Annotated in this window: 27 protein-coding genes; 14 read left to right on the top strand and 13 right to left on the bottom strand. The window is 71.0% G+C overall.

Features of this window, described 5'->3' with window-relative positions; translation table 11 throughout:
• Positions 1-77: 77 nt before the first annotated feature.
• Entirely contained in the window at positions 78-2,606 is a 2,529-nt protein-coding gene (locus ACFY1L_RS44715; RefSeq protein ID WP_388838775.1) for a beta-L-arabinofuranosidase domain-containing protein, read from the top strand.
• 73 nt (positions 2,607-2,679) lie between these two features.
• On the opposite strand, the gene ACFY1L_RS44710 is transcribed toward ACFY1L_RS44715, so the two are convergent.
• Complete coding sequence (locus tag ACFY1L_RS44710) at positions 2,680-3,162, bottom strand: VOC family protein (protein WP_388838772.1); 483 nt, start codon at positions 3,160-3,162, stop codon at positions 2,680-2,682.
• A 124-nt stretch (positions 3,163-3,286) separates the two neighbouring features.
• Between ACFY1L_RS44710 and ACFY1L_RS44705 the strand changes: the two genes are divergently transcribed.
• The 3 genes from ACFY1L_RS44705 to ACFY1L_RS44695 all read left to right on the top strand — a co-directional run bounded on the left by ACFY1L_RS44705 (position 3,287) and on the right by ACFY1L_RS44695 (position 5,845).
• Positions 3,287-4,492: an epoxide hydrolase family protein gene (locus ACFY1L_RS44705; RefSeq protein ID WP_388838769.1), complete on the top strand. Its 1,206-nt coding sequence runs from the start codon at positions 3,287-3,289 to the stop codon at positions 4,490-4,492.
• A 110-nt stretch (positions 4,493-4,602) separates the two neighbouring features.
• The gene (locus tag ACFY1L_RS44700; RefSeq protein ID WP_388838766.1) at positions 4,603-5,241 is read left to right on the top strand and encodes an ATP-dependent Clp protease proteolytic subunit; all 639 of its coding nucleotides are present in this window, start codon (positions 4,603-4,605) and stop codon (positions 5,239-5,241) included.
• A gap of 1 nt (position 5,242) precedes the next feature.
• Entirely contained in the window at positions 5,243-5,845 is a 603-nt protein-coding gene (locus tag ACFY1L_RS44695) for a ClpP family protease (protein ID WP_388838763.1), read from the top strand.
• A gap of 21 nt (positions 5,846-5,866) precedes the next feature.
• Here ACFY1L_RS44695 and ACFY1L_RS44690 read toward each other — a convergent pair whose 3' ends face one another.
• Positions 5,867-6,310 carry a helix-turn-helix domain-containing protein gene (locus tag ACFY1L_RS44690; protein WP_388838761.1) on the bottom strand — a complete coding sequence of 148 codons (444 nt, stop codon included), beginning with the start codon at positions 6,308-6,310 and terminating at the stop codon, positions 5,867-5,869.
• 214 nt (positions 6,311-6,524) lie between these two features.
• On the opposite strand from ACFY1L_RS44690, the gene ACFY1L_RS44685 reads away from it, so the two are divergent.
• Positions 6,525-7,409: an RNA polymerase sigma factor SigF gene (locus ACFY1L_RS44685; RefSeq protein WP_388838758.1), complete on the top strand. Its 885-nt coding sequence runs from the start codon at positions 6,525-6,527 to the stop codon at positions 7,407-7,409.
• A 51-nt stretch (positions 7,410-7,460) separates the two neighbouring features.
• Here ACFY1L_RS44685 and ACFY1L_RS44680 read toward each other — a convergent pair whose 3' ends face one another.
• Both ACFY1L_RS44680 and ACFY1L_RS44675 read right to left on the bottom strand, forming a co-directional pair.
• A complete protein-coding gene (locus ACFY1L_RS44680; protein WP_388838755.1) occupies positions 7,461-7,916 on the bottom strand; it encodes an ATP-binding protein in 456 nt (151 codons plus the stop codon).
• 104 nt (positions 7,917-8,020) lie between these two features.
• Positions 8,021-9,205 carry a DUF6777 domain-containing protein gene (locus ACFY1L_RS44675; RefSeq protein WP_388838752.1) on the bottom strand — a complete coding sequence of 395 codons (1,185 nt, stop codon included), beginning with the start codon at positions 9,203-9,205 and terminating at the stop codon, positions 8,021-8,023.
• 162 nt (positions 9,206-9,367) lie between these two features.
• Between ACFY1L_RS44675 and ACFY1L_RS44670 the strand changes: the two genes are divergently transcribed.
• Both ACFY1L_RS44670 and ACFY1L_RS44665 read left to right on the top strand, forming a co-directional pair.
• Entirely contained in the window at positions 9,368-10,645 is a 1,278-nt protein-coding gene (locus ACFY1L_RS44670; protein ID WP_388838750.1) for a streptophobe family protein, read from the top strand.
• A gap of 44 nt (positions 10,646-10,689) precedes the next feature.
• Positions 10,690-11,106: a nuclear transport factor 2 family protein gene (locus tag ACFY1L_RS44665; protein ID WP_388838747.1), complete on the top strand. Its 417-nt coding sequence runs from the start codon at positions 10,690-10,692 to the stop codon at positions 11,104-11,106.
• On the opposite strand, the gene ACFY1L_RS44660 is transcribed toward ACFY1L_RS44665, so the two are convergent.
• From ACFY1L_RS44660 to ACFY1L_RS44645, 4 genes are read right to left on the bottom strand one after another with little or no spacing between them, the layout of a single operon-like run.
• A complete protein-coding gene (locus ACFY1L_RS44660) occupies positions 11,081-12,082 on the bottom strand; it encodes a serine/threonine-protein kinase (protein WP_388838744.1) in 1,002 nt (333 codons plus the stop codon). The two genes, ACFY1L_RS44665 and ACFY1L_RS44660, sit on opposite strands and share 26 nt — an antisense overlap.
• Positions 12,072-12,617: a hypothetical protein gene (locus ACFY1L_RS44655; RefSeq protein WP_388838741.1), complete on the bottom strand. Its 546-nt coding sequence runs from the start codon at positions 12,615-12,617 to the stop codon at positions 12,072-12,074. The genes ACFY1L_RS44660 and ACFY1L_RS44655 overlap by 11 nt, the downstream gene beginning before the upstream one ends.
• 8 nt (positions 12,618-12,625) lie before the next feature.
• On the bottom strand, positions 12,626-14,965 hold the full coding sequence (locus tag ACFY1L_RS44650; RefSeq protein WP_388838738.1) for an FHA domain-containing protein: 2,340 nt from the start codon (positions 14,963-14,965) through the stop codon (positions 12,626-12,628).
• A 59-nt stretch (positions 14,966-15,024) separates the two neighbouring features.
• On the bottom strand, positions 15,025-15,435 hold the full coding sequence (locus tag ACFY1L_RS44645) for a hypothetical protein (RefSeq protein WP_388838735.1): 411 nt from the start codon (positions 15,433-15,435) through the stop codon (positions 15,025-15,027).
• 350 nt (positions 15,436-15,785) lie between these two features.
• Here ACFY1L_RS44645 and ACFY1L_RS44640 point away from each other — a divergent pair, with 350 nt between their 5' ends.
• A complete protein-coding gene (locus tag ACFY1L_RS44640; RefSeq protein ID WP_388838732.1) occupies positions 15,786-16,169 on the top strand; it encodes a nuclear transport factor 2 family protein in 384 nt (127 codons plus the stop codon).
• 75 nt (positions 16,170-16,244) lie between these two features.
• Complete coding sequence (locus tag ACFY1L_RS44635) at positions 16,245-16,532, top strand: DUF1905 domain-containing protein (protein ID WP_388838729.1); 288 nt, start codon at positions 16,245-16,247, stop codon at positions 16,530-16,532.
• Here the strand turns inward: ACFY1L_RS44635 and ACFY1L_RS44630 are convergent.
• Entirely contained in the window at positions 16,522-17,439 is a 918-nt protein-coding gene (locus ACFY1L_RS44630; protein WP_388838726.1) for an AraC family transcriptional regulator, read from the bottom strand. The two genes, ACFY1L_RS44635 and ACFY1L_RS44630, sit on opposite strands and share 11 nt — an antisense overlap.
• Positions 17,440-17,541: 102 nt before the next feature.
• Here ACFY1L_RS44630 and ACFY1L_RS44625 point away from each other — a divergent pair, with 102 nt between their 5' ends.
• Positions 17,542-18,525: an oxidoreductase gene (locus ACFY1L_RS44625; protein ID WP_388838723.1), complete on the top strand. Its 984-nt coding sequence runs from the start codon at positions 17,542-17,544 to the stop codon at positions 18,523-18,525.
• Here ACFY1L_RS44625 and mgrA read toward each other — a convergent pair.
• Complete coding sequence (gene mgrA, locus ACFY1L_RS44620) at positions 18,515-19,507, bottom strand: L-glyceraldehyde 3-phosphate reductase (RefSeq protein WP_388838720.1); 993 nt, start codon at positions 19,505-19,507, stop codon at positions 18,515-18,517. The two genes, ACFY1L_RS44625 and mgrA, sit on opposite strands and share 11 nt — an antisense overlap.
• Before the next feature lie 136 nt (positions 19,508-19,643).
• Here mgrA and ACFY1L_RS44615 point away from each other — a divergent pair, with 136 nt between their 5' ends.
• Together ACFY1L_RS44615 and ACFY1L_RS44610 are read left to right on the top strand one after the other, a co-directional pair.
• Entirely contained in the window at positions 19,644-20,537 is an 894-nt protein-coding gene (locus tag ACFY1L_RS44615) for a LysR substrate-binding domain-containing protein (RefSeq protein WP_388838717.1), read from the top strand.
• A 17-nt stretch (positions 20,538-20,554) separates the two neighbouring features.
• Positions 20,555-21,070 carry a DUF664 domain-containing protein gene (locus tag ACFY1L_RS44610; RefSeq protein WP_388838715.1) on the top strand — a complete coding sequence of 172 codons (516 nt, stop codon included), beginning with the start codon at positions 20,555-20,557 and terminating at the stop codon, positions 21,068-21,070.
• Here the strand turns inward: ACFY1L_RS44610 and ACFY1L_RS44605 are convergent.
• Together ACFY1L_RS44605 and ACFY1L_RS44600 are read right to left on the bottom strand one after the other, a co-directional pair.
• Positions 21,052-22,122, bottom strand: a complete 1,071-nt coding sequence (locus ACFY1L_RS44605) for an adenosine deaminase (protein ID WP_388838712.1) — start codon at positions 22,120-22,122, stop codon at positions 21,052-21,054. The genes ACFY1L_RS44610 and ACFY1L_RS44605 overlap by 19 nt on opposite strands.
• Before the next feature lie 35 nt (positions 22,123-22,157).
• The gene (locus ACFY1L_RS44600; RefSeq protein WP_388838709.1) at positions 22,158-22,550 is read right to left on the bottom strand and encodes a VOC family protein; all 393 of its coding nucleotides are present in this window, start codon (positions 22,548-22,550) and stop codon (positions 22,158-22,160) included.
• A 268-nt stretch (positions 22,551-22,818) separates the two neighbouring features.
• On the opposite strand from ACFY1L_RS44600, the gene ACFY1L_RS44595 reads away from it, so the two are divergent.
• Both ACFY1L_RS44595 and ACFY1L_RS44590 read left to right on the top strand, forming a co-directional pair.
• Complete coding sequence (locus ACFY1L_RS44595; protein WP_388838706.1) at positions 22,819-23,937, top strand: sodium-dependent transporter; 1,119 nt, start codon at positions 22,819-22,821, stop codon at positions 23,935-23,937.
• 63 nt (positions 23,938-24,000) lie between these two features.
• Positions 24,001-24,927: a class I SAM-dependent methyltransferase gene (locus ACFY1L_RS44590; RefSeq protein ID WP_388838703.1), complete on the top strand. Its 927-nt coding sequence runs from the start codon at positions 24,001-24,003 to the stop codon at positions 24,925-24,927.
• 49 nt (positions 24,928-24,976) lie between these two features.
• On the opposite strand, the gene ACFY1L_RS44585 is transcribed toward ACFY1L_RS44590, so the two are convergent.
• On the bottom strand, positions 24,977-25,939 hold the full coding sequence (locus tag ACFY1L_RS44585; RefSeq protein WP_388838700.1) for a hypothetical protein: 963 nt from the start codon (positions 25,937-25,939) through the stop codon (positions 24,977-24,979).
• Positions 25,940-26,045: the final 106 nt, after the last annotated feature.

The raw sequence follows: 26,045 nt of genomic DNA, 5'->3' as shown, positions 1-26,045 counted from the left end.
TTCGGTATTTCGAACCGGAGTGGAGTGGTGGAGGGACACCGCCGCCCCGACTCCTCGACATGCAAAGGACATCGGTGATGACCCCACCCCTCGGCAGACGCCTGTTCCTCGCCGCCACCGGCACCGCCTCGGCCGCCTTCGCCCTCGCCGGCACAGGAACTGCGCACGCCGCCACCGGAGCCGCTCCGGCCGCCGCCACCCCGGTGCGGCCCTTCCCGCTCACCGCGGTGACCCTGCTGGACAGCGCCTTCCGCCACAACCAGCGCCGCAACTCGGCGTATCTGCGCTTCGTCGACATCGACCGGCTGCTGCACACCTTCCGCATCAACGTCGGCCTGCCCAGCAGCGCCCAGCCCTGCGGCGGCTGGGAGGGGCCGAGCGTGGAGCTGCGCGGGCACTCCACGGGCCATCTGCTCTCCGGGCTCGCTCTCGCCTTCGCGGGCACCGGGGAGACCGCGTTACGGGACAAGGGCCGCGCCCTGGTCGCCGAGCTCGCCAAGTGCCAGGCCGCCTCGCCCGCCGCCGGGTTCGGCAAGGGGTATCTGTCGGCCTTCCCGGAGAGCTTCTTCGACCGGCTGGAGGCCGGGACGGGGGTGTGGGCGCCGTACTACACGATCCACAAGATCATGGCCGGGCTGGTCGAGCAGTACCGGCTGGCCGGGAACGACCAGGCCCTGGAGGTGGTGCTGCAGCAGGCGGGCTGGGTCGACGCGCGCACCGCGAAGCTGTCGTACGAGCAGATGCAGCGGGTGCTGGAGACCGAGTTCGGCGGGATGAACGACGTGCTCGCCGATCTGCACGCCCTCACCGGTGACGGCAGGTGGCTCGAGGTCGCCGAGCGCTTCACGCACGCGCGTGTCTTCGATCCGCTGGCGCGGGGCGAGGACCGGCTCGCCGGTCTGCACGCCAACACGCAGATCCCGAAGATGGTGGGCGCCCTGCGGCTGTGGGAGGAGGGCCTGCCCGACCGCTACCGCACCATCGCGGCGAACTTCTGGCAGATCGTCACCGGCCACCACTCGTATGTCATCGGCGGCAACAGCAACGGCGAAGCCTTCCATGAACCGGACGTCGTAGCGGGCCAGTTGTCCGACAACACCTGCGAGAACTGCAACAGCTACAACATGCTCAAGCTGACCCGGCTGCTGCACTTCCACACCCCGGACCGCACCGACCTGCTCGACTACTACGAGCGCACTCTGTTCAACCAGATGCTCGGCGAGCAGGACCCGGACTCCGCGCACGGCTTCAACATCTACTACACCGGTCTCGCCCCGGGTTCGTTCAAGCGCCAGCCGTCCTTCATGGGCAGCGACCCGAACGCCTACTCCACCGACTATGACAACTTCTCCTGCGACCACGGCACCGGCATGGAGACCCACGCCAAGTTCGCCGACACGATCTACACGCACGACGACCGCGGTCTGCTGGTCAACCTGTTCATCCCCTCGCGGGTCGTCTGGCGGGAGCAGGGCATCACCTGGCGGCAGACCACCGGCTTCCCCGACAGCCCCGCCACCACCCTGACGGTGGCCGCCGGGCGCGCCACGCACCGGCTGCAGATCCGCATCCCGGCCTGGGCCTCGGGCGCCCGGGCCACCCTCAACGGCCGTGCGCTGCCCGACCGTCCGAAGCCCGGCACCTGGCTCACCCTGGAGCGCGCCTGGCGCACCGGTGACCGCGTCGAGGTGTCCCTGCCGATGCGCACGACCGTCGAGGCGACCCCCGACGACGGCGACGTCCAGGCGGTGCTGCACGGCCCGGTCGTCCTGGCGGGGGCGTACGGCGACAAGGCCAACCCGTGGCTGCCACGCCTCGACGTCGCCTCCGTACGGCAGGAGTCGTCGGCCCCGCTGCGCTTCACCGCCCGCGCCGACGGCGAGGACGTCACCCTGCTGCCCATCGCCCGCGTCCACCACCAGCGCTACTCGGTGTACTGGCTGACCGGTCTGCCCCCGTCCCCTCCCCCGGAGTTCGCCGCCTGGCACCGCTTCGACGAGCCCTCGGGGACCACCGCGGCCGACGCGACGGGCCACGGCAAGGCGGCCCAACTGGTCGGCGGTGCCTCATGGTTGGCGTCCGGCCGGATCGGCGGCGCGGTGGCGCTGGACGGCACGGACGGTCATGTCGCCCTGGCCGAGGACCTGTTGGCGGGCGCCTTTGCCTACTCCCTCGCCGCGTGGGTGCGGCTGGACGGCTCGCCGGGTGCCTGGAGCCGGATCTTCGACATCGGCACCGGCGTCACCGCCAACCTGTTCCTCACCCCGCTCAGCGGAGACGGCACTCTGCGGTACGCGATCACCGCCGGCGGTGCGGGAGCCGAGCAGCGCATCGACGCCGACCCGCTGCCCACAGACCGCTGGGTGCACGTGGCGGTGGCCTACGGCGGCGGGACGGCCGTCCTGTACGTCGACGGCGCCGAAGCCGGGCGGAACGCGGGCGTCACGGTCGAGCCGCGACACTTCGGCAACCACATCCGCGCCGGGTACGTCGGCAGGTCGCAGTACGCCGACCCGTATCTGAAGGGCGCGGTCGACGACTTCCGGGTCTACGGCAAGGCGCTGAGCGCCGCAGAGGTGGCGGCCCTGGCGGCCCCCTCCGCGTAGCGGACGAGCGGGTGCGGCCGGTCCGCCCCCTCCCCCGTGGAGGGCGGACCGGCCGTCGCTCGGGGGCCGACCGTCACTCGCCCGCGTAGGCCTTCTCCAGAGCGGCGATGTCGAACTTGCTCATCGCCATGAACGCCTTGGTCGTGCGGGCCGCCTTCTCCTGGTCCGTATCACTGATCATGTCGATGAGCTTGTCGGGCACGACCTGCCAGGACACGCCGTACTTGTCCTTGAGCCAGCCACAGGGGCCGGGCTCGCCGCCGCCCTCGGTCAGCTTGGTCCAGTAGTAGTCGATCTCCTCCTGGTCCGCGCAGAAGATCTGGAAGGAGATCGACTCGTTGAACTTGAACTGCGGGCCGCCGTTCAACGCGACGAACTTCTGGCCGTTGGCCGTGAACTCCACCGCAAGCACCGAGCCGGCGGGGCCCGCACCTCCCTCTACGTTGCGGCCGACGCGTCCGATGCTGGAGTTCTTGAAGATCGAGACGTAGAAGTGGGCGGCCTCCTCCGCCTGGCCGTCGTACCAGAGACACGTGGTGAATCCGTCGGTGGTCATGAGCACCTCCTGGGGGCGTGGAACACGGTCTCCTGTGTCGACTGATCCTCGCGCCGGAACTCATCGGTCGGGCGGCCGATTAATCCAGATGGCCGCTACACGGTTCGGAACTAGCATCGCGGTCATGACGACTCCGTCCGCCGACAGCGGCCTACGTCCCTTCCGCATCGACATCCCGCAGCGCGACCTCGACGACCTCCACGACCGCCTCGACCGTGCCCGCTGGCCCGACGAGCTGCCCGGGGTGGGATGGGCGTACGGCGTGCCCTCGGACTACCTGCGCGAGCTGGTCGGGTACTGGCGGCACGAGTACGACTGGCGGGTGGCCGAGGCGCGGCTGAACGAGTGGCCGCAGTTCACGACCGAGATCGACGGCGCACATGTGCATTTCGCGCACATCCGCTCCCCCGAGCCCGACGCCACTCCGCTGATCGTCACGCACGGCTGGCCGGGGTCGATCGCCGAATTCCTGGACATCGTCGGCCCGTTGACGGACCCGGCCGCACACGGCGGCGACCCCGCCGACGCCTTCCATGTGGTGGTGCCGAGCATTCCGGGCTTCGGGTTCTCCGGGCCCACCCGCGAGACCGGCTGGGAGGCCCGCCGGATCGCCGACGCATGGGTCGAGCTCATGACACGCCTGGGCTACGAGCGGTTCGGCGCCCAGGGAGGCGACTGGGGCGCGGGCATCTCCCGCGAGCTGGGCCGCGTCCACCCCGACCGGGTCGTCGGCATCCACCTCAACCTGCTGCCCGGCGCCCAGGCGGCCACCGAGCCGACCCCCGAGGAACTGGCGAGGCTGAGCCCCGAGGAGCGGGAGCGGACGCTGACGTCGTGGCACCGGTGGGCCGCGTGGTTCCGCGACGGGACGGGCTACTTCCATGTGCAGTCCACCCGCCCGCAGACCCTCTCGTACGCGCTCACCGACTCGCCGGTCGGTCAACTCGCCTGGATCGTCGAGAAGTTCCAGGAGTGGACGGACTCCGAGGAGCTGCCCGAGGAGGCCGTGGACCGGGACCTGATGCTCACGAACGTGATGCTGTACTGGCTGACGGGCACGGCCGGTTCGTCCGCCCGCGTCTACTACGAGCGCGCCCACGCCACGGGCGAGCGCATCGCCGCCCCGCACGAGCCCTCGACCGCCCCGACCGCGGTGGCCTCCTTCCCCGGCGACCCGCAGATCCCGCTGCGCCACAAGGCGGAGCGCACGGAGCACATCGTGCGCTGGACGGAGCTCGACCGGGGCGGGCACTTCGCCGCGATGGAGGAGCCCGACCTGCTGGTGGAGGACGTACGGGCGTTCTTCCGGCAGCTGCGCGAGAAGGGCTGAGACCGGGCTCTGCCCGTGGCGAATCTGCCGCGGGCAGAGAAAGCACTGAAGGGCGTCGTCCGAGGTCAAGAGTGGAGTCGACGGCATCCCCGCCACCACGAGGAGAACCGATGACTCCACTCACCACGCTCGCCCCGCGGGCCGAGGAGGGCGACACCCCGCCCACCCGCTTCGACGACCATCTCGCCGCCCAGCTGCTCGCGCAGCGGATCGTGCTGCTGGGTACGCAGGTCGACGAGGTCTCCGCGAACCGGGTCTGTGCCCAGTTGCTGGTCCTGTCCGCGGAGGACCCGCGCACCGACATCAGCCTGTTCATCCAGAGCCCGGGCGGTTCGGTGCACGCCGGGCTCGCGATCTACGACACGATGCGGCTGATCCCGAACGACGTCTCGACGCTCGCCATGGGCTTCGCGGCCAGCATGGGCCAGTTCCTGCTCTGCGGCGGCGCACCCGGCAAGCGCTACGCCCTGCCGAACGCGCGGATCATGATGCACCAGGGCTCGGCGGGCATCGGCGGCACCACCGCCGACATCGAGATCCAGGCGGACAACCTCGAGCACACCAAGCGGACCATGGAGCGGCTCATCGCCGAGCACACCGGCCAGAGCCCGGAGACCATCTCCCGGGACGGCGACCGGGACCGCTGGTTCACGGCCGAGGAGGCCAGGGAGTACGGCATCGTGGACCGGGTCGTGGAGTCCTTCGCGGACGTCCGCCCGGCCGCCTCGAAGCGACGGATGGGGCTGTGACATGGGGAACTACACGATTCCGTACGTCGTCGAGCGCACCGCGAACGGTGAGCGGTCCTCCGACGTGTTCAGCCGGCTGCTGTCGGAGCGGATCATCTTCCTCGGCACCGAGATCGACGACGGAGTGGCCAACGTCGTCATCGCGCAGCTCCTCCATCTGGAGTCGTCGGCCCCGGACAGCGAGATCGCGATCTACATCAACTCGCCCGGGGGATCGTTCACTTCGCTGATGGCGATCTACGACACGATGACGTTCGTGCAGGCGCCCATCTCGACGTTCTGCGTCGGCCAGGCCGCGTCCACCGCGGCCGTACTGCTGGCCGGCGGGGATCCGGGGCGGCGGTTCGTGCTGGAGCACGCGCGTGTGCTGCTCGGGCAGCCTGCCTCCGGTGGCAGCCGGGGCACGATCTCCGATCTCGCGCTGCAGGCGAAGGAGATGGTGCGGATCCGCTCCCAGGTCGAACAGGTGCTGTCCCGGCACACCCGCCACGACCTGGCGACGCTGCGTGCGGACATGGACCGCGACAAGGTGTTCACCGCCGAGGAGGCGGTGGCGTACGGGCTGGCCGACGAGGTGGTCAGCCGGCGCCTCGTCTCGGTGTGAGGCGCCGACCGGAAGGCGTCCTCAGGCGGCCAGGCACAGTCCGTTGTACGGCGACGTGGACGTGCCCCGGCTGCGGCCGGTCCGGCGGCTGCCGATCCGGGTGAGCTCTCCCTGGGCCAGCGACAGCAGATCGCCCAGGCCCAGGCCCAGGGCGTGGGCGGCGGCCGCGAGGACCTCGGAGGAGGCCTCCTTGCGGCCCCGCTCCACCTCGGACAGGTACGGCATGGAGATCCGGGCCGCGTCGGCCACGTCCTTGAGGGTGCGCTCCTGGGCGAGACGCTCACGCCGCAGGACGTCACCGATCAGGTCGCGCCACAGGGGTTCCCTGGCCGCGGGAGCCGAAGGAACCGGCGGGGCCGAGGGCGCCGGGGAGGCCTGGCGCGGAGGCGGCGAGGTGGCGGGGCGCGCACCCTGCGGGCGGCGCAGCGGAATGACTCGGGCTTCGTTCGGCGCTTGGCTGCTCACCTCTTCAGCCTAGGTTTCCAGGACCCCGACGGAAGGGGGCGGCATTCCGCCGAGAGTGGAATCATGGAGGGAGACGACGACGTCGTGAGGACCGACGCAGCGCAGCCGACCCGTCGCCGTGGGTGCCGATGGGCATGCTCCGGCGCAGAGGGGGTACGCGCAACCAGTAGGGCTTGACGCAGACAGACGTCGAACCGTGACTCCGGGAGAGGACATGGACACCGCCGTGGAACGGTCGGAGGCGCAACTCGTGGAGACCGCCAGGACCGGCACGGAAAACGGACCACTGCCAGGGATCGCGGAACCGCGAGCCGTGGCTCCGCGTGACGCTCGGGAACTGTCCCGCCAATTCTTCCAGCGCCTGTCCGAACTCGAGGAGGGCACGCACGAGTACCAGTACGCGCGCAACACGCTCATCGAGATGAACATCTCGCTGGTGCGGTTCGCCGCCGGGCGCTTCCGGGGGCGCGGCGACGAGATGGAGGACCTCGTCCAGACCGGGATGATCGGTCTGATCAAGGCGATCGACCGGTTCGAGCTGTCCCGGGAGGTCGAGTTCACCTCGTTCGCGCTGCCGTACATAGTCGGTGAGATCAAGCGGTTCTTCCGCGACACCACCTGGGCCGTGCACGTACCGCGCCGGCTGCAGGAGTTGCGCGTCGAACTGGCCAAGGCCCGTGAGGAGCTCGCCAGCCGGCTGGACCGGGAGCCGACGGTGCCCGAACTCGCCACCTTGATGAACATCCCCGAGAACGAGGTGATCGAGGCGCAGATCGCCTCCAACGGCTACAACTCCTCGTCCCTGGACGCCGCGCTCACCGGCGACGGCCCGGAGGACGGCGAGGCGGTGCTCGCCGACTTCATCGGCGTGGAGGAGGACGGGCTGCGGCTCGTCGAGGACTTCCAGTCGCTCGCCCCGCTGATGGCGGAACTCGGCGAGCGCGACCGGCAGATCATCCACATGAGGTTCGTGGAGGAGGCCACTCAGGCGGAGATCGGCGAACGGCTCGGCTGCTCGCAGATGCATGTGTCCCGCCTGATCAAGCGGATCATCGCGCGACTTCGCGAGGGAATGCTGGGCGAGCTCGGCTGCGCGTGAGGGACGGACACGCGCACCTGTACGGGTGACCGCCGCAGGCCACTGCGGCGGTCATTCGCCGTTCAGCGCCACCACGGCGGACACCCGTTTGCCGACCGGCACCCGCTCGACGGTGACCCGGGCCGCCAGTACGTGGACTATCTCCAGACCGTGCCGGCCGACGCGCTCGGGGTTCTTGGGGAAACGCCGAGGCAGGGCCGCGCTGCTGTCGTACACGCACACCGTGACCGCGCTGTCGGTGCCCTCGAGTTCCAGGATGTACGGCCCGTTGCTGTGCCGGTCCGCGTTGGTGACCAGCTCGCTCACCACCAGGAGCACCTCGTCCCGGGCCCGGTCGTCGATCTTGGCGCACCACTCGGTTCTGAGCTGGTCCACGAAGTGTGCGGCGAAGGACCGTGCCTCGGCGATGCATCCGGGTTCGCCGGAGTAGTGCGCCGCCCGCCGCAGCGGTTCGACGGGCACGTCGAAACCAGTCGGTACCACTGCCCCGCCCACGTGCTCGATCATGCGTTTCTCTCTCGGAAGCCGGCCTGGCCGGACGCTGCTGCATCAGTGCTGTTACCCCGAGCCGGGCTCCGCAGTCCCATCCGGTCCGATGTGTCCGCTTCGACTCAGAGCGCCGGTGATGTGGTGATCGACTCCGACTGGAGCGCGGACGAGGTGGTGATCGACTCCGGCTGGCTCGTCTCCGGCTCGGAGGAGCTGGATCCGGAATCCGGCGGCGAGGAGGACGGGGAGCTCGGCGAGGACGGGGCGGTCGACGTCGGCGGGCAGCTGGTCGTGGAGGGGGTCGGCGTGCTCTTGCTCTCGCCGGGCGAGGAGGCACACGGTGACGGCGGCTTGGACGACGGCGAGGTCGGCGTGGACACGCTGACCGACGGGGAGGGCTTCACCGGCGGCTCGGTCTTGTGGTCGTGGCGGCCGGTGTCGCCGCGGTGCCGGCCGATCCACTCGTCGTGGTCTGGGTCGTAGATCACGAAGATGTTGATGATCCGCGGTGCGGGGGTGACCACGACGACGTTCGCGGGGCTGTACGCCGGCCAGGAGTCGCCGGTGCGCCTCGGGGTGGTCTGCAGGGCGACGGGCGGGGTGAGCGGGTTGCCGCAGGCGCAGCGCACACGGGGCACCCCGTGGCTGTCCACGAGGACGGCGGTGCCGGCCTGCAGGACGGCCTGGTAGCTGGTGGCGGCGCCGTCGCGGTAGCCGTGGTTGGTGACGCGGGTGTCCATGCGCAGCTGTACGGGGGTGAGTGCGCGCAGGTAGGTGGGGACCTGGGTGGGCGTGACGTCGGCGACAGAGGCGAATGCCTTGTTCTTCGCGGGGGCCGCCTGGAGGGCCTTGATCTGTTTCTCCACGTCGCAGCTGGAGACGTTGCGGGTGCCGCCGTACAGTCCGGGCGCGCCGCCTTCGACGCCGCGCACCGCGTTGGCCGGCGCGGATTCGGTGGCCGGGGAGGCGGAGACGGGTGGGGCGGAGCTCTCCGTGGCCGTGGACTGGGTGAACGGGTCGGGCCCGGTCTTGCCGGCGGCCTGCAGGAAGACCTCGCCGCCTTTGCCCGTGCCGCCGTCGGAGCGGGTGAACACGACGGCGAGGACCACGGCGGCGACCACCGCGGTGGTGAGCACGGCGACGCGGGGAGCGGACTTCCACCAGGGGCGGTGGGGTTCCGGCGACGGCGTGCCGCCGCTGCTGCCCGGTGGTTGCGAGGGCGGGCCCGAGGGTGGCTGGGAGGGGCCCGACAGCGGGCCGGAGGGGGGTCCTGTGGGTCGGCCGGAGGACGGCGGTTCGACGCTCACGAGCTCTTCTTCCCGACGCGGATTTCCTGCGGCTCGCCCCGATTCATGCCGCTTTCTTGCCTGGTGCACCCATTGTGTGCTCCGGTCCCGTGCTGCCCGCAAGCCGACGCGGACGGCCCTCCCGGCGGGCGGGGGCCGCGGGTGCTGCTTAGCGTGGCAAGGGTGAGTCCGCGACCCCCCTTCGCCCCGGCCGTCTCCCGCCATGGCTGGGTGCAGGCCCTCGCCGCGGTGCTGGCCGCGCTGGTCGCCATGGGAGTGGTCGCCGGGCTGGGGCTGTGGGCGGCCGGTGCGGGGGATCTTCCGGACGGCGCCTTCCCGCGGGTGGTCGCGGCGACGGTCGTCACGGCCGTCGGCGGCACGATCGAGCTGTCGGGGAACGCCGGCGGTCTGGCCGAGTCCAACGCCGGGCTGACCGTGATCCCGCTGTCCGTCACGCTCGTCGGGGCACTGGTGCTCGCCTCGGGTTTCCTGCGCCCACTGCGGCACCGGGCGGTCGCCGGCGCACCGGAACTGGCCGGCTGGGCCGCCCGGGTCGCCGTGCTGTGGCTGCTCGCGCTGCTCGGCCTGGCCTTCGCCGCCCGGCAGACCTTCACGCTCCAGCTCGGCGAGGGGACGATCGGCGACATCGGCGACCTGTTCGACGTCTCGCCGAAGGTCGGCTTCAAGACCGATGTCCCGCTGACCCTCCTCTTCGGTGTGCTGTGGCTGGCCGGAGTGCTGGTGCTGGCCCTGCTGGTCGCGCCCGGAGCGCCGCTGCCGGGGCGGCTGCTGCGCTTTCAGGAGTCGGTACGGCCGGCCGCGTACGCCATGGTCGTCCTGCTGCTGGCGTACGTCGTTCTGGGCATCGTCGTCGGCCTGGTCGTCGCGGTGGTCCGCGGCCACCGGGTCGAGACGCTGGCCGTGATCCTGCTGGGTATGCCGAACCTGGTCTGGCTGGCGCTCACGCTCGGCCTCGGCGCCACCTGGACCGGCCGGGTGCAAGGACCCTTCGGGCTGCCCATGCCGCATGTGCTGGACGAGGTGCTGCGCACCAAGGAGGTCTCCACGCTCAACCTGCGCACGCTCGCCGAGTACGACGGCCGGGTGTGGTGGCTGATGGTCGTGGCCGCGGTGCTGTTGCTGGCCGCCGCGTTCCTGCTGGCGACCCGCTCCCCGGCCCGGATACGCGCCTGGCAGCACGCCCTGCACATGGCGGTCGCGCTCGCTCTGACCGTGCTCATGATCTGCCTGGTCTGCCGGATCTCCGCGCACTACGGGCTGTCGGTGCTCGGCATCGGCGACCTGGGCGGGGACCTGGCCGGTGATCTGTTTCTCAAACCCCAGGTGTGGACCGCGCTGGGCCTCGCGCTGCTGTGGGGGCTGGTGACCGGTCTGCTCGGCGCACTGCTGGCCAGGCCGGTGCGGCGACGGGGCGAGACGGAAAAGAGGTGGGACCGATGATGCCGTCCGTGGGAGTGTGCGATCAGCCGAGAGAAGGGCAGGAGATGGCGCTGGCTCTCGAAGACCGCCTGGCGGTCACCGAGTTGATCGCACTGCACGGCCACCTGGTCGACGACGGGGACCTGGACCGGTCGCACGAGGTGTTCACGTCCGACGTCGTCTACGACCTGTCCGACTTCGGCCAGGGCGAGGTCGCCGGGCTCGCCGCCCTCAAGGAGGCGGCGCTGGCGCTGGGCGCGAAGAACCCCGTGGCACACCACGTGACCAACGTGGTGATCGAGGAGGCGGCCGACGACCGGGTGCGTGCCCGCTCCAAGGGCCTCGGGATCATGGCGGACGGCTCGTGCGGGTCGGTGACGTACGAGGACGTGGTGGTGCGCGTCGCGGCGGGCTGGCGGATCTGCCGGCGCAAGGTGGTGGCGCGGCGGGTGCCGCTCAACGGGCTGGGCCAGGAGGCCTGAAGACCGGTTCGGCCCACCGCGGCGGCGGTGCCGGCCGGCCCTGCCCGGCCGCCACGACCGGCAGATCCACCTCCGTCGGCGGATGACCGACGGCCGCCTCGCCCATCACGGCAGCGCGCAGGGCGGTCACGAAGGCCAGGCACGAGTCGTGGCGGTCGTCCGGGCTCTTGGCCAGGGCCGCGGCGAACACCGCGTCCACCTGGGGCGCGAGGTCGGGGCGGAATTCCGTCAGCGGGGGCGGCTGGTCGTACTGGTGGGCCCACAGCAGGGCCATGTCGTCGTCACGCCGGAAGGGCGGGCGGCCGGCCAGGGACTCGTAGACGACGCAGGCGAAGCCGTAGACGTCGCAGCGTCCGTCGACGGGTCGGCCGGAGATCTGCTCCGGGGCCACGTAGTCGAGGGTGCCGACGAACTGGCCGACGGTGGTGAAGCCGGTCAGGGACAACGACTTCTTGGTCAGGCCGAAGTCCGTCAGATACGTGTGCTCGGGGTGGTCGCTGTCGGTGCCGCGGGCGACCAGGATGTTGCCGGGTTTCACGTCCCGGTGGACCAGCCCGTGCTCGTGGGCCGCGTCCAGCGCGGAGCCGACCTGCGCGGCGATGCGCAGCGCGACCGCGGGCGTGAGCGGGCCACGCCGGTCGAGGAGATGACGCAGGTCGCTGCCCTCGACGTAACGCATGGCGATGTACAGGACGCCGTCCGTCTCGCCCGCCTCGTAGACCGGCACGATGTGCGGGTGGTCGATCGCGGCGGCCGCCCGGGACTCATGGGTGAAGCGGAGGCGGAAGGTGTCGTTGCGGGCGAGTTCCGGGGCGAGCAGCTTCAGCGCGACGGTGCGGTCCAGGCGCAGGTCGCGGGCGCGGTAGACGACGGCCATGCCGCCGCGGCCGATCTCGCGCTCGATGCGGTAGCCGGCGACCTGCCTGCCGATCAGTTCCGAGGGGCGGCCGGAGAAGAGGCTCGCGTCATGGGCCATCGGGTGTCACGACCTGGGTGGGAGCGTGGCCGGGGTCCGCGGCCGCGGCGCGGGGTTCGTCGTCCGTCGCGTACGTGCTCAGGCGCGTCCCGTCGCCGTACACCCAGCGGCCGTGCTCGGTGTCGTAGAGCCACATGGACTCGCCGTCGACGACCAGCCCGATCCGCAGTCCTTTCGTACGGCCGCGGAAGGACTCCCCGTCCAGGCCGCCGCCGGCGAGTTCCTCGACCGCGGTCCGGTAGCGGGCCAGGGCCTGTTCGGTGCGGGCGAGGAGGGGGCGGGGGTCGGCGGTGCGGGCCTGGGGATCGCCGGTGGCGGGCGGGTCCTGGGGTACGGCGACCAGGAAGCGGCCGTCGACCCAGGCCGACCAGCCGTTGGCGCACATCACGTGCCCCCAGTCGCCGCGCCGCTCGACCAGTTGGACGGGCAGGAGCGGGTCGAGGGGCACGGTGGGGCGGGCGGGGTCGGGAGCCTCCCAGGCGGGCATGCCGTGCTGGGGGACGACGTGGGTGGGGCGGAAGCCGGGGGACGTCATCGCGGCTCCTACTTCCGCATCACGACGGGTTCGTGCCGGCGCAGCAGCCGCGACACCGCGAACCCGAAGACCGCCGACAGCACGACCAGCATGGCGATGTTCAGCAGCCACACGCCGGCCGAGTGCTTGAAGAGCGGGTCGCCGGTCAGGTCGCCGGGCACGATGCGGGCCAGTCCGATGGTGCCGGCCATCGCGCCGAGCGCCCACCGGGAGGGCACCAGCCAGGACAGCTGTTCCAGGCCGGGTACGCCGTGCAGCTTCAACAGGGCGCCGCAGAAGACGACTTGGACGATGGCGAGCAGCACCAGCAGCGGCATCGTCACCTCCTCCTTACGCACCAGCGCCGACACCAGCAAGCCCAGCATCATCGCCGTGAACGCCAGCAGGGCGACGGCGATGGTGATTTCGACAAGGGGCGGCATCAACACGCCCTCGCCACCGGGCGCGTTGAGGTCGACGCCCGCCAGCCCGACCAGGGTCAGCACCACGGCCTGCAGCACGGTGATGGTCCCCAGCACGACGATCTTCGACATCAGGTACGCCGATCTGGACAGGCCCACGGCGCGTTCGCGCTGGTAGATGGTGCGCTCCTTGACGAGCTCGCGCACGGCGTTGGCCGCGCCGGTGAGTACACCGCCGACGCACAGGATGAGCAGCGCGTTCATCGCCGTCGCCTGGGTCAGCCTGCTGCCGGCCAGGGCTCGGGCCATGGCGCCCATCACGAACGGCAGGGCGATCATGATGGCGAGGAAGGTGCGGTCCGCGCCCAGTGCGGTCGTGTAGCGGCGGACCAGCGTGCCGAGCTGCCCGCCGCGGCTGCGCGGCCGGGCCGGCGGGGTGATCACGACCGGACCCGAGCGGGGCACGCGGGGCTGGGCGGTGGCCTCGGTGACGTAGGCGCGGTGGAAGGGCGAGAAGCTGAAGTCGCCCGCCCAGTCGCGGTCCCGGTCCCGTTCGAAGGACTCGAAGGCCTCCGGCCACTGCTCGAAGCCGAAGAAGGCGAGGGCGTCCTCGGGCGGCCCGTAGTAGGCGACCTTGCCGCCGGGCGCGAGGACGAGGAGCCGGTCGCACACGTCGAGGCTCAGGACGCTGTGGGTGACCACGATGACCGTCCGGCCGTCGTCGGCCAGGCCGCGCAGCATGTGCATCACCGAGCGGTCCATGCCAGGGTCCAGGCCCGAGGTCGGCTCGTCGAGGAAGAGCAGGGACGGCTTGGTCAGCAGCTCCAGGGCCACGCTGACCCGCTTGCGCTGGCCGCCCGACAGGCTGTGCACGGGCTGGTCGACGCGCTGCTCCAGGCCCAGTTCGCGGATGACCTCGTCGACCCGGGCGCGGCGCTCGGCCTTCGCGGTGTCCTCGGGGAAGCGCAGTTCGGCGGCGTAGGACAGGGCGCTGCGGACGGTGAGCTGGGCGTGCAGGATGTCGTCCTGCGGGACCAGGCCGATGCGCTGGCGCAGTTCGGCGTAGTCGCGGTAGAGGTCGCGGCCGTCGTAGAGGACGGTGCCGCGGTCGGCCGGCCGCTGCCCGGTCAGTGCGTTGAGCAGTGTGGACTTGCCGGCCCCGCTCGGGCCGACCACCGCGAGCAGGCACTTCTCCCCCACCGGGAAGGAGACGTGGTCCAGCAGCGTCTTGCGGCCGCGGTCGACGGCGACCGTGAGGTCCTGCACGTCGAGGGAGACCTCGCCGGTGTCGACATACTCCTGCAGCTGGTCGCCGACCAGACAGAACGCGGAGTGGCCGATGCCGACGATGTCGCCGGGGCCGATCGGGGCGGCGGTGACGGGCGAGCCGTTGAGGAACGTGCCGTTGTGGCTGCCGAGATCCGCGATCTCGTACGTCCCGTCGGGCAGCGCGCGCAGTTCGGCGTGCCGGCGCGAGACGCCCAGGTCGTCGAGGACCAGGTCGTTGTCGGCGGCGCGGCCGATGCGGACGGTGCGGGTGGGCAGCGGCCGTACGGTGGTGGGCTGCCGGAAGGTGCCGGTCAGGCCCGGCATCGACACCGCCGAGGGGCGCTCCCGGACCGGCGGCGGCACATCGGCCAGGACGGCGCGCGGGCCGTCCGACGGGTTGCCGAAGCGGATCACGCTGCCGGGGCCCACCCCCCACTCGTGGATGCGGCGGCCGTCGGTGAAGGTGCCGTTGGTGCTGTTCTCGTCCTCGATCAGCCAGTGGTCGTCGTCGGGCCGCAGCACCGCGTGGTGCCACGAGACCCTCGCATCGTCGATGACGATGTCGCTCAACGGGTCGCGTCCGACGTGGTAGTCGCGGCCCGGACTCATCACCAGGGAGCCCGTCTCGGTCTCCAGGACGAGGGCGGGCGCAGTCGGCGCGACCGGCCGCTCTGCCATGCGGTGAATTCTACCGATTCGTCCACATGCGCGCCCGGCGTGGCGGGCGTCGCGGACACTCAGCCGACGGGCAGGACGAGCGCCGGGATGGTCCGCTGCATGCGCAGGGCGTCGACGGACTCGGCCAGCAGCTCGTACTCGGTGGTCTCGTCGCCGGTGGCGATCCGCACCAGCCGCCCGCCCGCCAACTCGTCGGCCACCAGCTCCTGTTGGGCGACATCGCCGCACCAGGAGCGCAGCACCGCCGGGACGTCGGGCACCGTGTCGGCGACGGGGACGAGGGAGCTCGGCGGGAAGTGTTCGGCCTCGGGCTGCGGGTCGAGGCGGTCGGCGATCCAGTTCGCGCGATCGCGCAGCCACCACAGGGCGAGGGCCAGGGTGGGGGCCCGGTAGCTGCCTAAAGGCACCCCGATGCGTTCGCCCCCACAGGTGCCGTACGCGGTGACATGGCATAAGAACTCGTCGTGCACGCTTCGCTCCCCCGTTGCTCGTTCGCCTGTCGGCCGGCCTCGCTTTCAATGCGGCTCACGTGCTGTGCTCTCGGTGCGGCTCATGTGCTGTGCGTGATGGCGTCTTCGCTCGCCGTGAAGTCCCTTGACTGTTGAGTATGTTCACTACTGAAACACTGTCACCACGACTTTCCGGCCAGTCTCCTGGCATATTCACAGGGGGAGTTGGCCGAAATCCGGCGAGTGCCGCCATTACCCGAGGGGTAATCGACCGCGCTCGCAGCCGCGGGCATGGTTGTTCGCACCGGGTCGCCGGAGCGCGAATCCGGGTCCTGACCAGCAACGACCACCTCGATGGAGGCTGATCGCCCATGTCCGCGAACACCGATCGTTACGAGAGCGCCGTCGCCCGTTACTTCGAGGCTTGGAACGCGAGCGAGCCCGAGGAGCTGACAAAGGCGGTGGCCGCCGCCTGGACCGCGGACGGCTCCTACACCGACCCGCTCGCCGACGTCACCGGCCTCGACCGGATCGCGGCCGTGATCGCGGCGGCCCACGAGCAGTTCCCGGGTTTCGCCTTCCGGCGGACCGGCGCCGTGGACGGCCACCACGACACGGCGCGCTTCACCTGGGAGCTGGTGAGCGAGGCCGACGGCTCGGCGCCCGTCGCCGGCTTCGACGTGATCACCCTGGACGCGGACGGCCGCATCCGGTCCGTGCTCGGCTTCCTGGACCGCGTGCCCGCAGGGGCATGAGAACCCGCCCGCGATGAGTTTCCCCGCTCCCGGCGGTCTGCCGAATGAAGGACCGCCGGGAGCGGAGGAAGCATCATGGCTACGACCGGCAAGCTGGACGCGGAGTTCACCGCCGTCCTGCGCAGAAGCCCGAACGAGGGCGGCTGGATCTATCTCGTCTGGCCGGGGTCCGTCGAGTTCTTCGGCACCCGCGGGCTGGTCAAGGTCCGCGGCACGATCGACGGACATCCCTTCCGCAGTTCCTTCATGGCGCTGGGGGACGGCACCCACAAGCTGCCCGTGAAGGCCGAGATCCGCAAGGCCATCGGGAAGGCGGAAGGCGACACGGTGACCGTGCGCCTGGAGGAGCGGATCAGCTCCTGACCGCGTCGCGGTAGCGGCGCGGCGCGACACCGACGGCGCGCTTGAAGGCGTTGCTGAAGGCGCTCTCGGAGGTGTAGCCGACGGAGCGGGCGAGCACGGCGACGGGAACCGCGTCCTGCCGCAGGGCGCGCGCCGCAAGGCTCATGCGCCAGTTGAGCAGATACGTCAGCGGCGGCACCCCGGCCGCCTCCCTGAACCGTACGGCGAAGGTGGTGCGCGACATCGCGGCCGCCCGGGCCAGCTCCTCCAGCTGCCAGGGGTGGCCCGGGTCCTCGTGCATCAGGCGCAGGGCCGGGGCGAGCCGTTCGTCCGCGAGGGCGCGCAGCCAGCCGGGCGGGAGCCCCTCGGCCTCGGCGAGACAGACCCGCAGCACCTGCACGAACAGCAGCTGGGCCAGCTGGTCCGAGGCGAACTCGACACCGGCCCGGCGCGTCTTCATCTCCCCCACCAGCTGCCCGGTCAGCCAGCGCAGCACCGGCGCCTCGGCCGCGTCGGCCCGTACATGGATCAGCTCCGGCAGCGCCCGGCGCAGCAGTTCACCGCTGTCCCGGCTCAGGTCGATGTGCCCGGACACGCACGCGACGTCCTCGCCCTGGCCGAGGCGTGCCATCCGGGTCTCGGGGTCCATCGTCACGTCGCCGGAGTCGAGGGGCTCCAGGCCCGGCGCACTGCACAGCACGTACGGCTGTCTGCCGTCGGAGACGACGACGTCACCCTCGGACAGGGACACCGGCTCCCCACCACCCTCACGCAGCAGCAGACAGCCGCCCCGCACCACGGCGTTCACCTTCAGCTTGTCGCGGCCACGCAGCCGGATCGCCCAGGTCCCACCCGCCGTGAAACCACCGGAGAACACACTGCGGGCACTGGCGACGGCGAGGGCGTCGGAGAGCGGATCGGCGGACATGCTCGAACTATCACGCAAGTAATGCGGATTCTCAAGCATTCATCGTACGAAGACGCGACTCTACGGTGGCCTCGACAGCTCACTTTCGAGGAGACACCAGCCATGACCACCGCACAGCATCCGCTCCCCTCCGGCTTCGGCGCCGCGTCCACCGCGGAGGAGGTGATCAAGGGCGTCGACCTCACCGGCAAGGTGGCCATCGTGACCGGCGGCTACTCCGGCATCGGTCTGGAGACCGCCCGAGTGCTGCACGCCGCCGGCGCCGAGGTCGTCGTACCGGCAAGGGATCTTCAGCGGGCCCAGGAAGCGCTCGAGGACATGCCCGGTGCCGAGGTCGAGTACCTGGACCTGCTGGATCCGGCATCGATCGACGCCTTCGCCGAGAAGTTCCTGGCCTCCGGGCGGCCGCTGCACATCCTGGTCAACAGCGCCGGGATCATGGCGACCCCGCTGACCCGGGACGCACGCGGCTACGAGGTGCAGTTCGCCACGAACCATCTGGGCCACTTCCAGCTGGTCGCGCGGCTGTGGCCGGCGCTGGTCGCGGCGCGCGGGGCTCGGGTCGTGGCGGTGTCGTCGCGGGGCATCCGCTTCGGCGGCGTCGACTTCGACGACCTGCACTTCGAGCACCGGCCCTACGAGCCGTTCACCGCCTACGGGCAGTCGAAGACCGCCAACGCGCTCTTCGCCGTCGAACTGGACCGGCGCGGGCGGACGCAGGGCGTGCAGGCCTTCTCCGTGCACCCCGGCATCATCATCGACACGGGCCTGATCAAGCACGTCGACCCGGAGATCATCCGGGCGTCGGGCACGGTCGACGAGGCGGGCAGGCCGATCCGAGACCCCGAGCGCCAGTGGAAGACCGTGCAGCAGGGCGCGGCCACGAGTGTCTGGTGCGCGACCAGCCCGCAGCTCGCCGGTGTCGGCGGTGTCTACTGCGAGAACTGCGACGTCAGCCCGCTGGTGACCCCCGAGACCGAATCCGCCTGGTACGCGGGCGAGGAGACCCCGGGTGTCCTGCCCCATGCCGTGGACCCAGAGGCGGCGGCCCGCCTCTGGGAGGTCAGCGAGCGCCTTACTGCTTGATGATCGCGTCGATGCGGGCGAGCTCGTCGGCGTCGAAGTCCAGGTTGCGGGTGGCCGCGACGCTGTCCTCGATCTGCTGCGGGCTGCTCGCACCGACCAGCGCGGAGGTCACCCGGCCGCCGCGCAGCACCCAGGCCAGGGCCAGCTGGGCCAGGGTCTGGCCGCGGCCCTTGGCGATCTCGTCGAGGGAGCGCAGCCTGCCGACCAGTTCCGCGGTGAGCCGGTCCGAGTTCAGGAACGGGCTGTCGCTCGCGGCCCGCGAGTCCTCCGGGATGCCGTCGAGGTAGCGGGCGGTCAGCACGCCCTGCTCCAGCGGGGAGAAAACGATGGAGCCGACCTGGAGCTCGTCCAGCGTGTCCAGCAGCCCCGACTCCTCCGGGCCGCGGGCCAGCATCGAGTAGCGCGGCTGGTGGATGAGCAGGGGCGTGCCCAGCTCGCCCAGGATGCGGGCGGCCTCGCGGGTCTGCTCGGGCGAGTAGTTGGAGACACCGACATAGAGCGCCTTGCCCTGCTGGACCGCCGAGTGCAGGGCACCCATCGTCTCCTCCAGGGGAGTCTCCGGGTCGGGGCGGTGCGAGTAGAAGATGTCGACGTAGTCCAGGCCCATCCGCGTAAGGCTCTGGTCGAGCGAGGACAGCAGGTACTTGCGGGAGCCCCACTCGCCGTACGGGCCGGGCCACATGAGGTAGCCGGCCTTGGTCGAGATCACCAGCTCGTCGCGGTAGCCGGCGAAGTCCGCCTTCAGCGCCTCGCCGAGGGCGGACTCGGCGGCACCGGGCGGCGGGCCGTAGTTGTTGGCCAGGTCGAAGTGGTTGACGCCGAGGTCGAAGGCGCGGCGCAGGATGGCCCGCTGGGTCTCGACCGGGCGATCGGGACCGAAGTTGTGCCACAGGCCGAGCGAGAGCGCGGGGAGCTTGAGGCCGCTGCGTCCGGTGCGGCGGTAGGGCATGTCCGCGTAGCGGTCGGGGTGTGCGGTGTACAACGCGACTCCAGAGGGGTTGGCACACGAATCACGGATTCCGGGAAACTCTGGGAAACCAGTACCCACTCTTTCGTGACCTGCGGGCAGTGGTCCAACAGGAGAATCCGATGGAACTAAGCGGATAGGCTTCTCAATCATGGAACTGCGCCATCTCCAGCACTTCGTCGCGGTCGCCGAGGACCAGCACTTCACCCGGGCCGCGGAACGGCTGATGGTCTCCCAGTCGGGCCTGTCGGCCTCGATCCGGGCGCTGGAGCGGGAGTTGCAGACTCCGCTGTTCGTCCGCACGACCCGCCGGGTCACCCTCACGGAGGCTGGGCGGGCGCTGCTGGGCGAGGCGGAGCGGATCCTGGCGCAGGTGCGGTCGGCGCACGAGGCGGTCGCCGCCGTGCAGGGCGTGCTGCGCGGGACGCTCGCGCTGGGCACGGAGCAGTGCATCGCGGGGGTGCATGTGGCGGGGTTGCTGGCCGCGTTCCGGCGGCGTCATCCGGATGTGGAGATACGGCTGCGGCAGGCCGGTTCGGGCGCGCTGGCGGAGGAGGTCGCGGCCGGGCGTCTGGATCTGGCCTTCGCCTACCGCACGCAGGCGGACACCGATCAGCTGCGTTCGGTGTCGCTGACCGGCGAGCCGATGACCGTGCTGTGCCACCCCACCCATCGCCTGGCGACCGGCGGTGCGGCCGTTACGCCGGACGACCTCGGCGGCGAGGTGTTCGTCGACTTCCACCCGGACTGGGGACCGCGCCGGACCACCGACACGGCCTTTGCCGCGGCGGGTGTACGGCGCACCGTCGCGCTGGAGGTCAACGACGTGCACAGCCTGCTGGACCTGGTGGACGAGAACCTCGGCATCGCGGTGGTGCCCCGGCACTTCCGGTACAAGCGCGAGGCGCTGACCGCCCTGCCCGTGAAGGGCACCGGCGAGACGGTCTACGAGACGGTGGCCCTGCTGCCGCCGCCGCAGGCGACCAGCCCGGCGGCCCGGGCGCTGATGGCGCTTCTGGAACAGGGGACGCACGAGGGACCGTAATGCGCGATGGTGGATGCATGCATGCCAAGGACATCCTCATCGACGGGTTCAACCGCATCCAGGAAGAAGTCCACGCAGCCGTCGAGGGCCTCGGCCCCGACGACCTCAACGCCCGCCCCGCGGAAGACGCCAACTCCATCGCCTGGCTGGTCTGGCATCTCACCCGGGTCCAGGACGACCACGTGGCCGACGCCTTCGGGCTCGACCAGGTGTGGCTCACGCAGGACTGGGAGAAGCGCTTCGGCCTGGACCTCCCGCGCCACGACACCGGGTACGGGCACAGCTCCGCGAAGGTCGCCAGGGTACGGGTCGACTCCCCCGATCTGCTGACCGGCTACTACGACGCCGTGCACGCCCAGAGCGTCGGTGTCCTGCGCGGGTTGGCCGCCAAGGACCTCGAGCGCATCGTCGACGAACGCTGGGATCCGCCGGTCAGTCTGGGCGTCCGGCTGGTCAGCGTCCTGGGCGACGATCTCGAACACGTCGGCCAGGCCGCGTACGTACGGGGGTTGCTTCAGAGCGCGGCTTCGTAGCCCGGCAGGACGACGTCCTCGATGAGGGCGCTGCGCTCGTCGAAGGGGATGAAGGCGCTCTTGAGAGCGTTCACCGTGACGGTGCGCAGGTCCTCGACCGTCCAGTCCGCCTGCTCCACCAGCAGGGACATCTCACGGGTCATCGTCGTGCCCGAAACCAGCCGGTTGTCGGTGTTGAGGGTGACGCGGAAGCCGAGGTCCTTCAGGGCGGTGATCGGGTGTTCGGCGATCGAAGTCGCCGCGCCCGTCTGGAGGTTGGAGGTCGGGCACATCTCCAGCGCGATACGGCGGTCGCGGACCCAGCCCGCGAGCCGGCCGAGCTTGCCGTCGACGATGTCGTCGGTGATGCGCACGCCGTGGCCGATGCGCTGGGCGCCGCAGACCTGGAGGGCCTGGTGGATGCTGGGCAGTCCGTGCGCCTCGCCGGCGTGGATGGTGAACGGGACGCTCTCGCGGCGCAGGTGCTCGAATGCGTCGAGGTGGTCGGCGGGCGGGAAGCCGTCCTCGGCGCCGGCGATGTCGAAGCCGACGACTCCGGCGTCGCGGAAGGCGACGGCCAGGTCGGCGGCCTCGCGGACGCGGTCGAACATTCGCATGCCGCACAGCAGGGTGCCGACGCGCACCGGGGTGCCCGCGGCTGCCGCCTTCGCCATGCCGGCCGCGAGGCCTTCCTGGACGGTCTCGACGACCTCGGCGAGGGTCAGCCCGCCGTTGGTGTTCAGTTCGGGGGCGTAGCGCACCTCGCCGTACACGACACCGTCGGCGGCCAGGTCGAGGACGTACTCCTCGGCGGTGCGCAGCAGGCCCTCGCGGGTCTGCATCACGGCGAGGGTGTGCTCGAAGGTGGCGATGTAGCGCACCAGGTCACCGGAGTTGGCGGCCTCGAAGTACCAGGCGGCGAGCTCGTCCGGGTCGGTGGTGGGCAGGGTGTGGCCGACCGCTTCCGCGAGTTCCACCACGGTGGCGGGGCGCAGGCCGCCGTCGAGGTGGTCGTGCAGCACGGCCTTGGGGAGCCGGCGGAGAGTGGCGGTGTCTATGCGCGTAGAGGTCATGTGCGGTCGTTCCTCGGCGGTTCGGGTGGGCGGGATCAGGTGGCGGGCTGGAGCAGGTCCCAGCGGTTGCCGTACAGGTCCTGGAAGACGGCGACCGAGCCGTACGGCTCGTGGCGGGGCTCCTCCAGGAAGGTCACGCCCGCGGCGAGCATGCGGGCGTGGTCGCGGGCGAAGTCGTCGGTGTGGAGGAAGAAGCCGACGCGCCCGCCGGTCTGGTCCCCGACCCGGCCGCGCTGCGCCTCGCCCTTGGCCCGGGCGAGCAGCAGGGCGGTGCTCTGCCCTTCGACGCCCGGCTCGACGACGACCCAGCGGGAGCCGTCCGGGCGCGGCTCGTCCTCACCGAGCCGGAATCCGAGGGCCTCGGTGTAGAAGCGGATCGCCTCGTCATAGTCGTCGACGACGAGGGTGACCAGGGCGATGCGTCTCATCGGAGCCTCTCGGAGGGGGTGATTGACGGGAGAGGTTATACGTAAAACCCCGAGGACGCCAGTCGGATCCCGATCCGCCCTGTCGGAGCCGTCGTCTACAGTTCAGTAGACGGTCTACATGGATGTAGTCGATCGGCGGCGAAAGGGGCTTGCAACATGACGACAGGGCATCGCACTCCCACCCGCCCGACCGTCCCGACCGGCCCCTTCGCGATACCGGCGTTCCGTCTCCGCCCGTGCCCCTGCCCCACGACGGAAGAGCGCCGCCATGTGTCCCCGCCCCCCGAAGACGAAGACGACCGCTGACCACCAACCGCGACGAGCGCGCCACGCTCCCGTACCCGACCTGCTCCGCCGCCACCTCGGCCCGGCGATCGCCCTGGCTTACGCCGCCGCGGCACTGCTGCCCGGTCCGGGCCTGTGGTTGCGGCGCCCGCACGGGCTCGGCGTCCCCAGTCTGGCTGAACTGCCCCTGCGGACACCGCAGTTGCTGCTCGCGCTGGTGCTGTTCAGCGCCGGGCTCCAGGTGCCGTTGCGTGAGCTGCGGCTGCGGCTGCGGCGCCCGGTCGCACTCGTCGCCGGGCTCGTGCTGCACGTCGGCGCACCGCTGCTGATCGTGCCGGGGGTCGCCTTCGCGCTGCGGCAGTCCCCCGATCAGGACGGCGGCAGCGGCATGGTCGCCGCGGTGATCCTGATCGTCGCGATGCCGGTGGCGGCCGGGGCGACGGTGTGGACCGCCAAGGGGGACGGCGACCAGCCGACGGCCGTCGGGCTGGTCCTCGCCTCCACCCTGGTCAGTCCGTTGACGGTGCCGCTCACCCTGGCCGTCCTGTGCCCGCTGCTCCACGGCGGTTACGCAAGCCGGGTGGCCGAGGCGGAGCACAGCGCCGGGTACACGTTCGCTCTCACATCGGTGGTGCTGCCCTGCGGCGCGGGCATGCTGTGCCGACTGCTGCTGCCCCGGCACGCGTCGGCAGGGCTCCTGGAGTCCGCCGTCGCCGCGGCGCTCCCGGCTTCGCTGCTTCTGACGTACGTCAACGCCAGCGGGGTCCTCGGCCCCTTCCTCCGGCATCCGCGTCCGCTGCTGCTGACTGCCGCGCTCGCCGTCGCCGCGACCGTGTGCGGGCTGTCCTTCACCCTCGGCCGCGTCGCCGCGCACGCCCTGCGGCTGGACGCGAGAGCCGGCGCGTCCGTGACGCTGGCCTGCGGGATGAACAACAGCAGCGCCAGTGCCGTGCTGATCACGACGGCGCTGCCCGACCGGCCGCAGATCCTGCTGCCGGTGCTGGCCTACGGGCTGCTGCAGAAGGTGGCGGCCGGGCGGGTCGTGCGGGGGTTCGGTCCACGGGAAGGAGCGGAGGAGGCGGACGGACCCCGGCCTCGGTGAGCTGTTCACTGGACGTTCAAGAGGAAGACAGTTTCTTCGATGCCCAGTGAGCAGACTGGCCTCATGGCGACCGCACAGGCAATCGACAACAAGAACCCCGGCGAGCTCAAAGACGTTCCCGGCTGGTTTCCGCCGTTGGACCAGGTCCTGTTCACCTGGTTCCTGGAGCGGCAGGAGACCGGCGGGGTCGGGGGTGACCTGCTGGAACTCGGTGCGTACATGGGCAAGAGCGCGATCCTGCTCGGTCAACACCGGCAGGACGGCGAGGAGTTCACCGTCTGCGACCTGTTCGGCGGCGAGGCGCCGGACGGGGCCAACCGGGCCGAGACGGCGAAGTCGTACTCCTCGCTCACCCGGCAGGCCTTCGAGCGGAACTACCTCTCCTTCCACGACGCCCTGCCCCGGGTCATCGAGGCCCCGACGTCCGTGATCTCGAAGGAGGTGGAGCCGGGCAGCTGTCGCTTCGTCCACATCGACGCGTCTCATCTGTACGAGCACGTCCACGACGACATCGGTGCGGCCCACGACATCCTGCAGCCCGGCGGCATAGTCGTCCTCGACGACTTCCGTTCCGAGCACACCCCCGGCGTCTCGGTCGCCACCTGGGAGGCCGTGCTCAACCGCGGGCTGCGCCCCATATGTCTCAGCACCCAGAAGCTGTACGGCACTTGGGGCGATCCGGAACCGGTCCAGGAGGAGCTGCTGGCGATGCTCAGGAGCCGCACGGACTGCGGTCTGAGCGTCCAGGAGGCCGCGGGACACCGCCTGGTCCGCGCCCGCGCCAAGGGCATGCAGCCGCCGCCCTTCCCGCACTCCCGGTACTACTCGGCGCCGGAACCGCGGCCCCGGACATCCCCGACCCCGGCACCGGCCGCCGTACCCGCACCCCGCCGCCCCCGTCCCCGTCCCCGCACCCGCCGCATCGCCGTGGACCTGCTGCCCCCGATCGTCACCCGCGCGATACGCCGGGCGCGCGCGAACCGGGCATAGGGCCTGCCGGGGCCAGGCCGTACATCCCGTACCGGTCGTGAGGGGCGCCTCACGACCGGTCGTCGAGGATGTCCTGAGCCCTGCGCACCGCGTCGTCATTCCAACTGCGCTGTTTTTCCAGCTTGGTTCGGTTCTTGGTGATGAGCTGGTTCTGGATGCGTACGTCGATCGCGTGCACGGTGCGGACGTAGCCGGTCTGCTGCTTGCAGCGGGCGTCGGCGGTCGCGGTCTTCTTCTCCAGGGCGGTGGGCTCGTTCGGGTCGTGCCGTGACCCGTTCAACCGGTCCTCGAGCTCCTGGCTACGGCGATCGTCACCGGTCTGGGCGTCTTGCGGGGTGGCGTAGTGGTAACCCGCTTTGCGCATGCAGGCGGCCCATGCCCTGTCCGCCTTCTTCCAGGCGGGGTCCTTCTTGCCCTGCACGAGGCTCTTGCCCTCCAGCTCCAGGACCGGGTCCCTTCGGTCCTGGGGGTTGGTCCCGTAGATCGCGCGGTCGGCCTCACCGAGGCAGCCGCGTTCCGGGATGCGGTGGCCGTGCACGGTCTTCGGGTCGTTGCCGACGAACCCGCCGGTGAGCGCGAGGTATTCGGACAGGGTCCACTTCTTCTTCGGGTAGCGGTGCTCGTACTGGATCCGCGCGGCCTGATAGCCGTAGCGCGCGGCCTGCTCGGGGTCCTGGACGCCGTAACGGAACTCGTCGTCGGCGTACATGGCCATCGTCACCACACCCGTCCCGGCGGGGCGTTCGGGCCAGGCGGGTGTGGGGTCGACGTCGAGGTTCTCGAGGCCGGCGAACCCGAGGCGGACCATGCACTCCTTGGCGAGCGTCCAGCGGGCCTTCGAGACCGTTCGGGCGTCGTCGTGCTTGTCGTACGCGGCCAGCGGCAGGAAGCGCGGGTCGTCGGACGAGGTGGGCCGCCCGTCGGAGGCGGGCGGGTCGGTCCGCCCGCCGCACGCTGCGAGGGCGAGTGCCGAGGCGAGGACCAGTAAGAGGGGGGTGGCTGCTCTGCGCATCGGGCCAGCTCACCAGGGCTTGGTCCCGCCGACTGTGGTGGAGGCCATAGTTCCGGGTCACAGCCGCATCACAGGTACCGGCGCCCTCGTACCGGCCTCCTGATCA

Origin of the sequence: Streptomyces sp. NPDC001663 (genome assembly GCF_042893105.1) — a bacterium.
Classification (GTDB): domain Bacteria; phylum Actinomycetota; class Actinomycetes; order Streptomycetales; family Streptomycetaceae; genus Streptomyces.
This window is presented reverse-complemented; position numbering and strand designations above follow the sequence as displayed.

What these genes read in the sequence shown, in the direction of transcription:
- ACFY1L_RS44715 (WP_388838775.1), top strand. Translation starts at nt 78, where the DNA reads ATGACCCCACCCCTCGGCAGACGCCTGTTCCTCGCCGCCACCGGCACC.
- ACFY1L_RS44710 (WP_388838772.1), bottom strand. Translation starts at nt 3,162, where the DNA reads ATGACCACCGACGGATTCACCACGTGTCTCTGGTACGACGGCCAGGCG.
- ACFY1L_RS44705 (WP_388838769.1), top strand. Translation starts at nt 3,287, where the DNA reads ATGACGACTCCGTCCGCCGACAGCGGCCTACGTCCCTTCCGCATCGAC.
- ACFY1L_RS44700 (WP_388838766.1), top strand. Translation starts at nt 4,603, where the DNA reads ATGACTCCACTCACCACGCTCGCCCCGCGGGCCGAGGAGGGCGACACC.
- ACFY1L_RS44695 (WP_388838763.1), top strand. Translation starts at nt 5,243, where the DNA reads ATGGGGAACTACACGATTCCGTACGTCGTCGAGCGCACCGCGAACGGT.
- ACFY1L_RS44685 (WP_388838758.1), top strand. Translation starts at nt 6,525, where the DNA reads ATGGACACCGCCGTGGAACGGTCGGAGGCGCAACTCGTGGAGACCGCC.
- ACFY1L_RS44680 (WP_388838755.1), bottom strand. Translation starts at nt 7,916, where the DNA reads ATGATCGAGCACGTGGGCGGGGCAGTGGTACCGACTGGTTTCGACGTG.
- ACFY1L_RS44665 (WP_388838747.1), top strand. Translation starts at nt 10,690, where the DNA reads ATGGCGCTGGCTCTCGAAGACCGCCTGGCGGTCACCGAGTTGATCGCA.
- ACFY1L_RS44660 (WP_388838744.1), bottom strand. Translation starts at nt 12,082, where the DNA reads ATGGCCCATGACGCGAGCCTCTTCTCCGGCCGCCCCTCGGAACTGATC.
- ACFY1L_RS44655 (WP_388838741.1), bottom strand. Translation starts at nt 12,617, where the DNA reads ATGACGTCCCCCGGCTTCCGCCCCACCCACGTCGTCCCCCAGCACGGC.
- ACFY1L_RS44650 (WP_388838738.1), bottom strand. Translation starts at nt 14,965, where the DNA reads ATGGCAGAGCGGCCGGTCGCGCCGACTGCGCCCGCCCTCGTCCTGGAG.
- ACFY1L_RS44640 (WP_388838732.1), top strand. Translation starts at nt 15,786, where the DNA reads ATGTCCGCGAACACCGATCGTTACGAGAGCGCCGTCGCCCGTTACTTC.
- ACFY1L_RS44635 (WP_388838729.1), top strand. Translation starts at nt 16,245, where the DNA reads ATGGCTACGACCGGCAAGCTGGACGCGGAGTTCACCGCCGTCCTGCGC.
- ACFY1L_RS44630 (WP_388838726.1), bottom strand. Translation starts at nt 17,439, where the DNA reads ATGTCCGCCGATCCGCTCTCCGACGCCCTCGCCGTCGCCAGTGCCCGC.
- ACFY1L_RS44625 (WP_388838723.1), top strand. Translation starts at nt 17,542, where the DNA reads ATGACCACCGCACAGCATCCGCTCCCCTCCGGCTTCGGCGCCGCGTCC.
- ACFY1L_RS44615 (WP_388838717.1), top strand. Translation starts at nt 19,644, where the DNA reads ATGGAACTGCGCCATCTCCAGCACTTCGTCGCGGTCGCCGAGGACCAG.
- ACFY1L_RS44610 (WP_388838715.1), top strand. Translation starts at nt 20,555, where the DNA reads ATGCATGCCAAGGACATCCTCATCGACGGGTTCAACCGCATCCAGGAA.
- ACFY1L_RS44605 (WP_388838712.1), bottom strand. Translation starts at nt 22,122, where the DNA reads ATGACCTCTACGCGCATAGACACCGCCACTCTCCGCCGGCTCCCCAAG.
- ACFY1L_RS44600 (WP_388838709.1), bottom strand. Translation starts at nt 22,550, where the DNA reads ATGAGACGCATCGCCCTGGTCACCCTCGTCGTCGACGACTATGACGAG.
- ACFY1L_RS44595 (WP_388838706.1), top strand. Translation starts at nt 22,819, where the DNA reads ATGTGTCCCCGCCCCCCGAAGACGAAGACGACCGCTGACCACCAACCG.
- ACFY1L_RS44590 (WP_388838703.1), top strand. Translation starts at nt 24,001, where the DNA reads ATGGCGACCGCACAGGCAATCGACAACAAGAACCCCGGCGAGCTCAAA.
- ACFY1L_RS44585 (WP_388838700.1), bottom strand. Translation starts at nt 25,939, where the DNA reads ATGCGCAGAGCAGCCACCCCCCTCTTACTGGTCCTCGCCTCGGCACTC.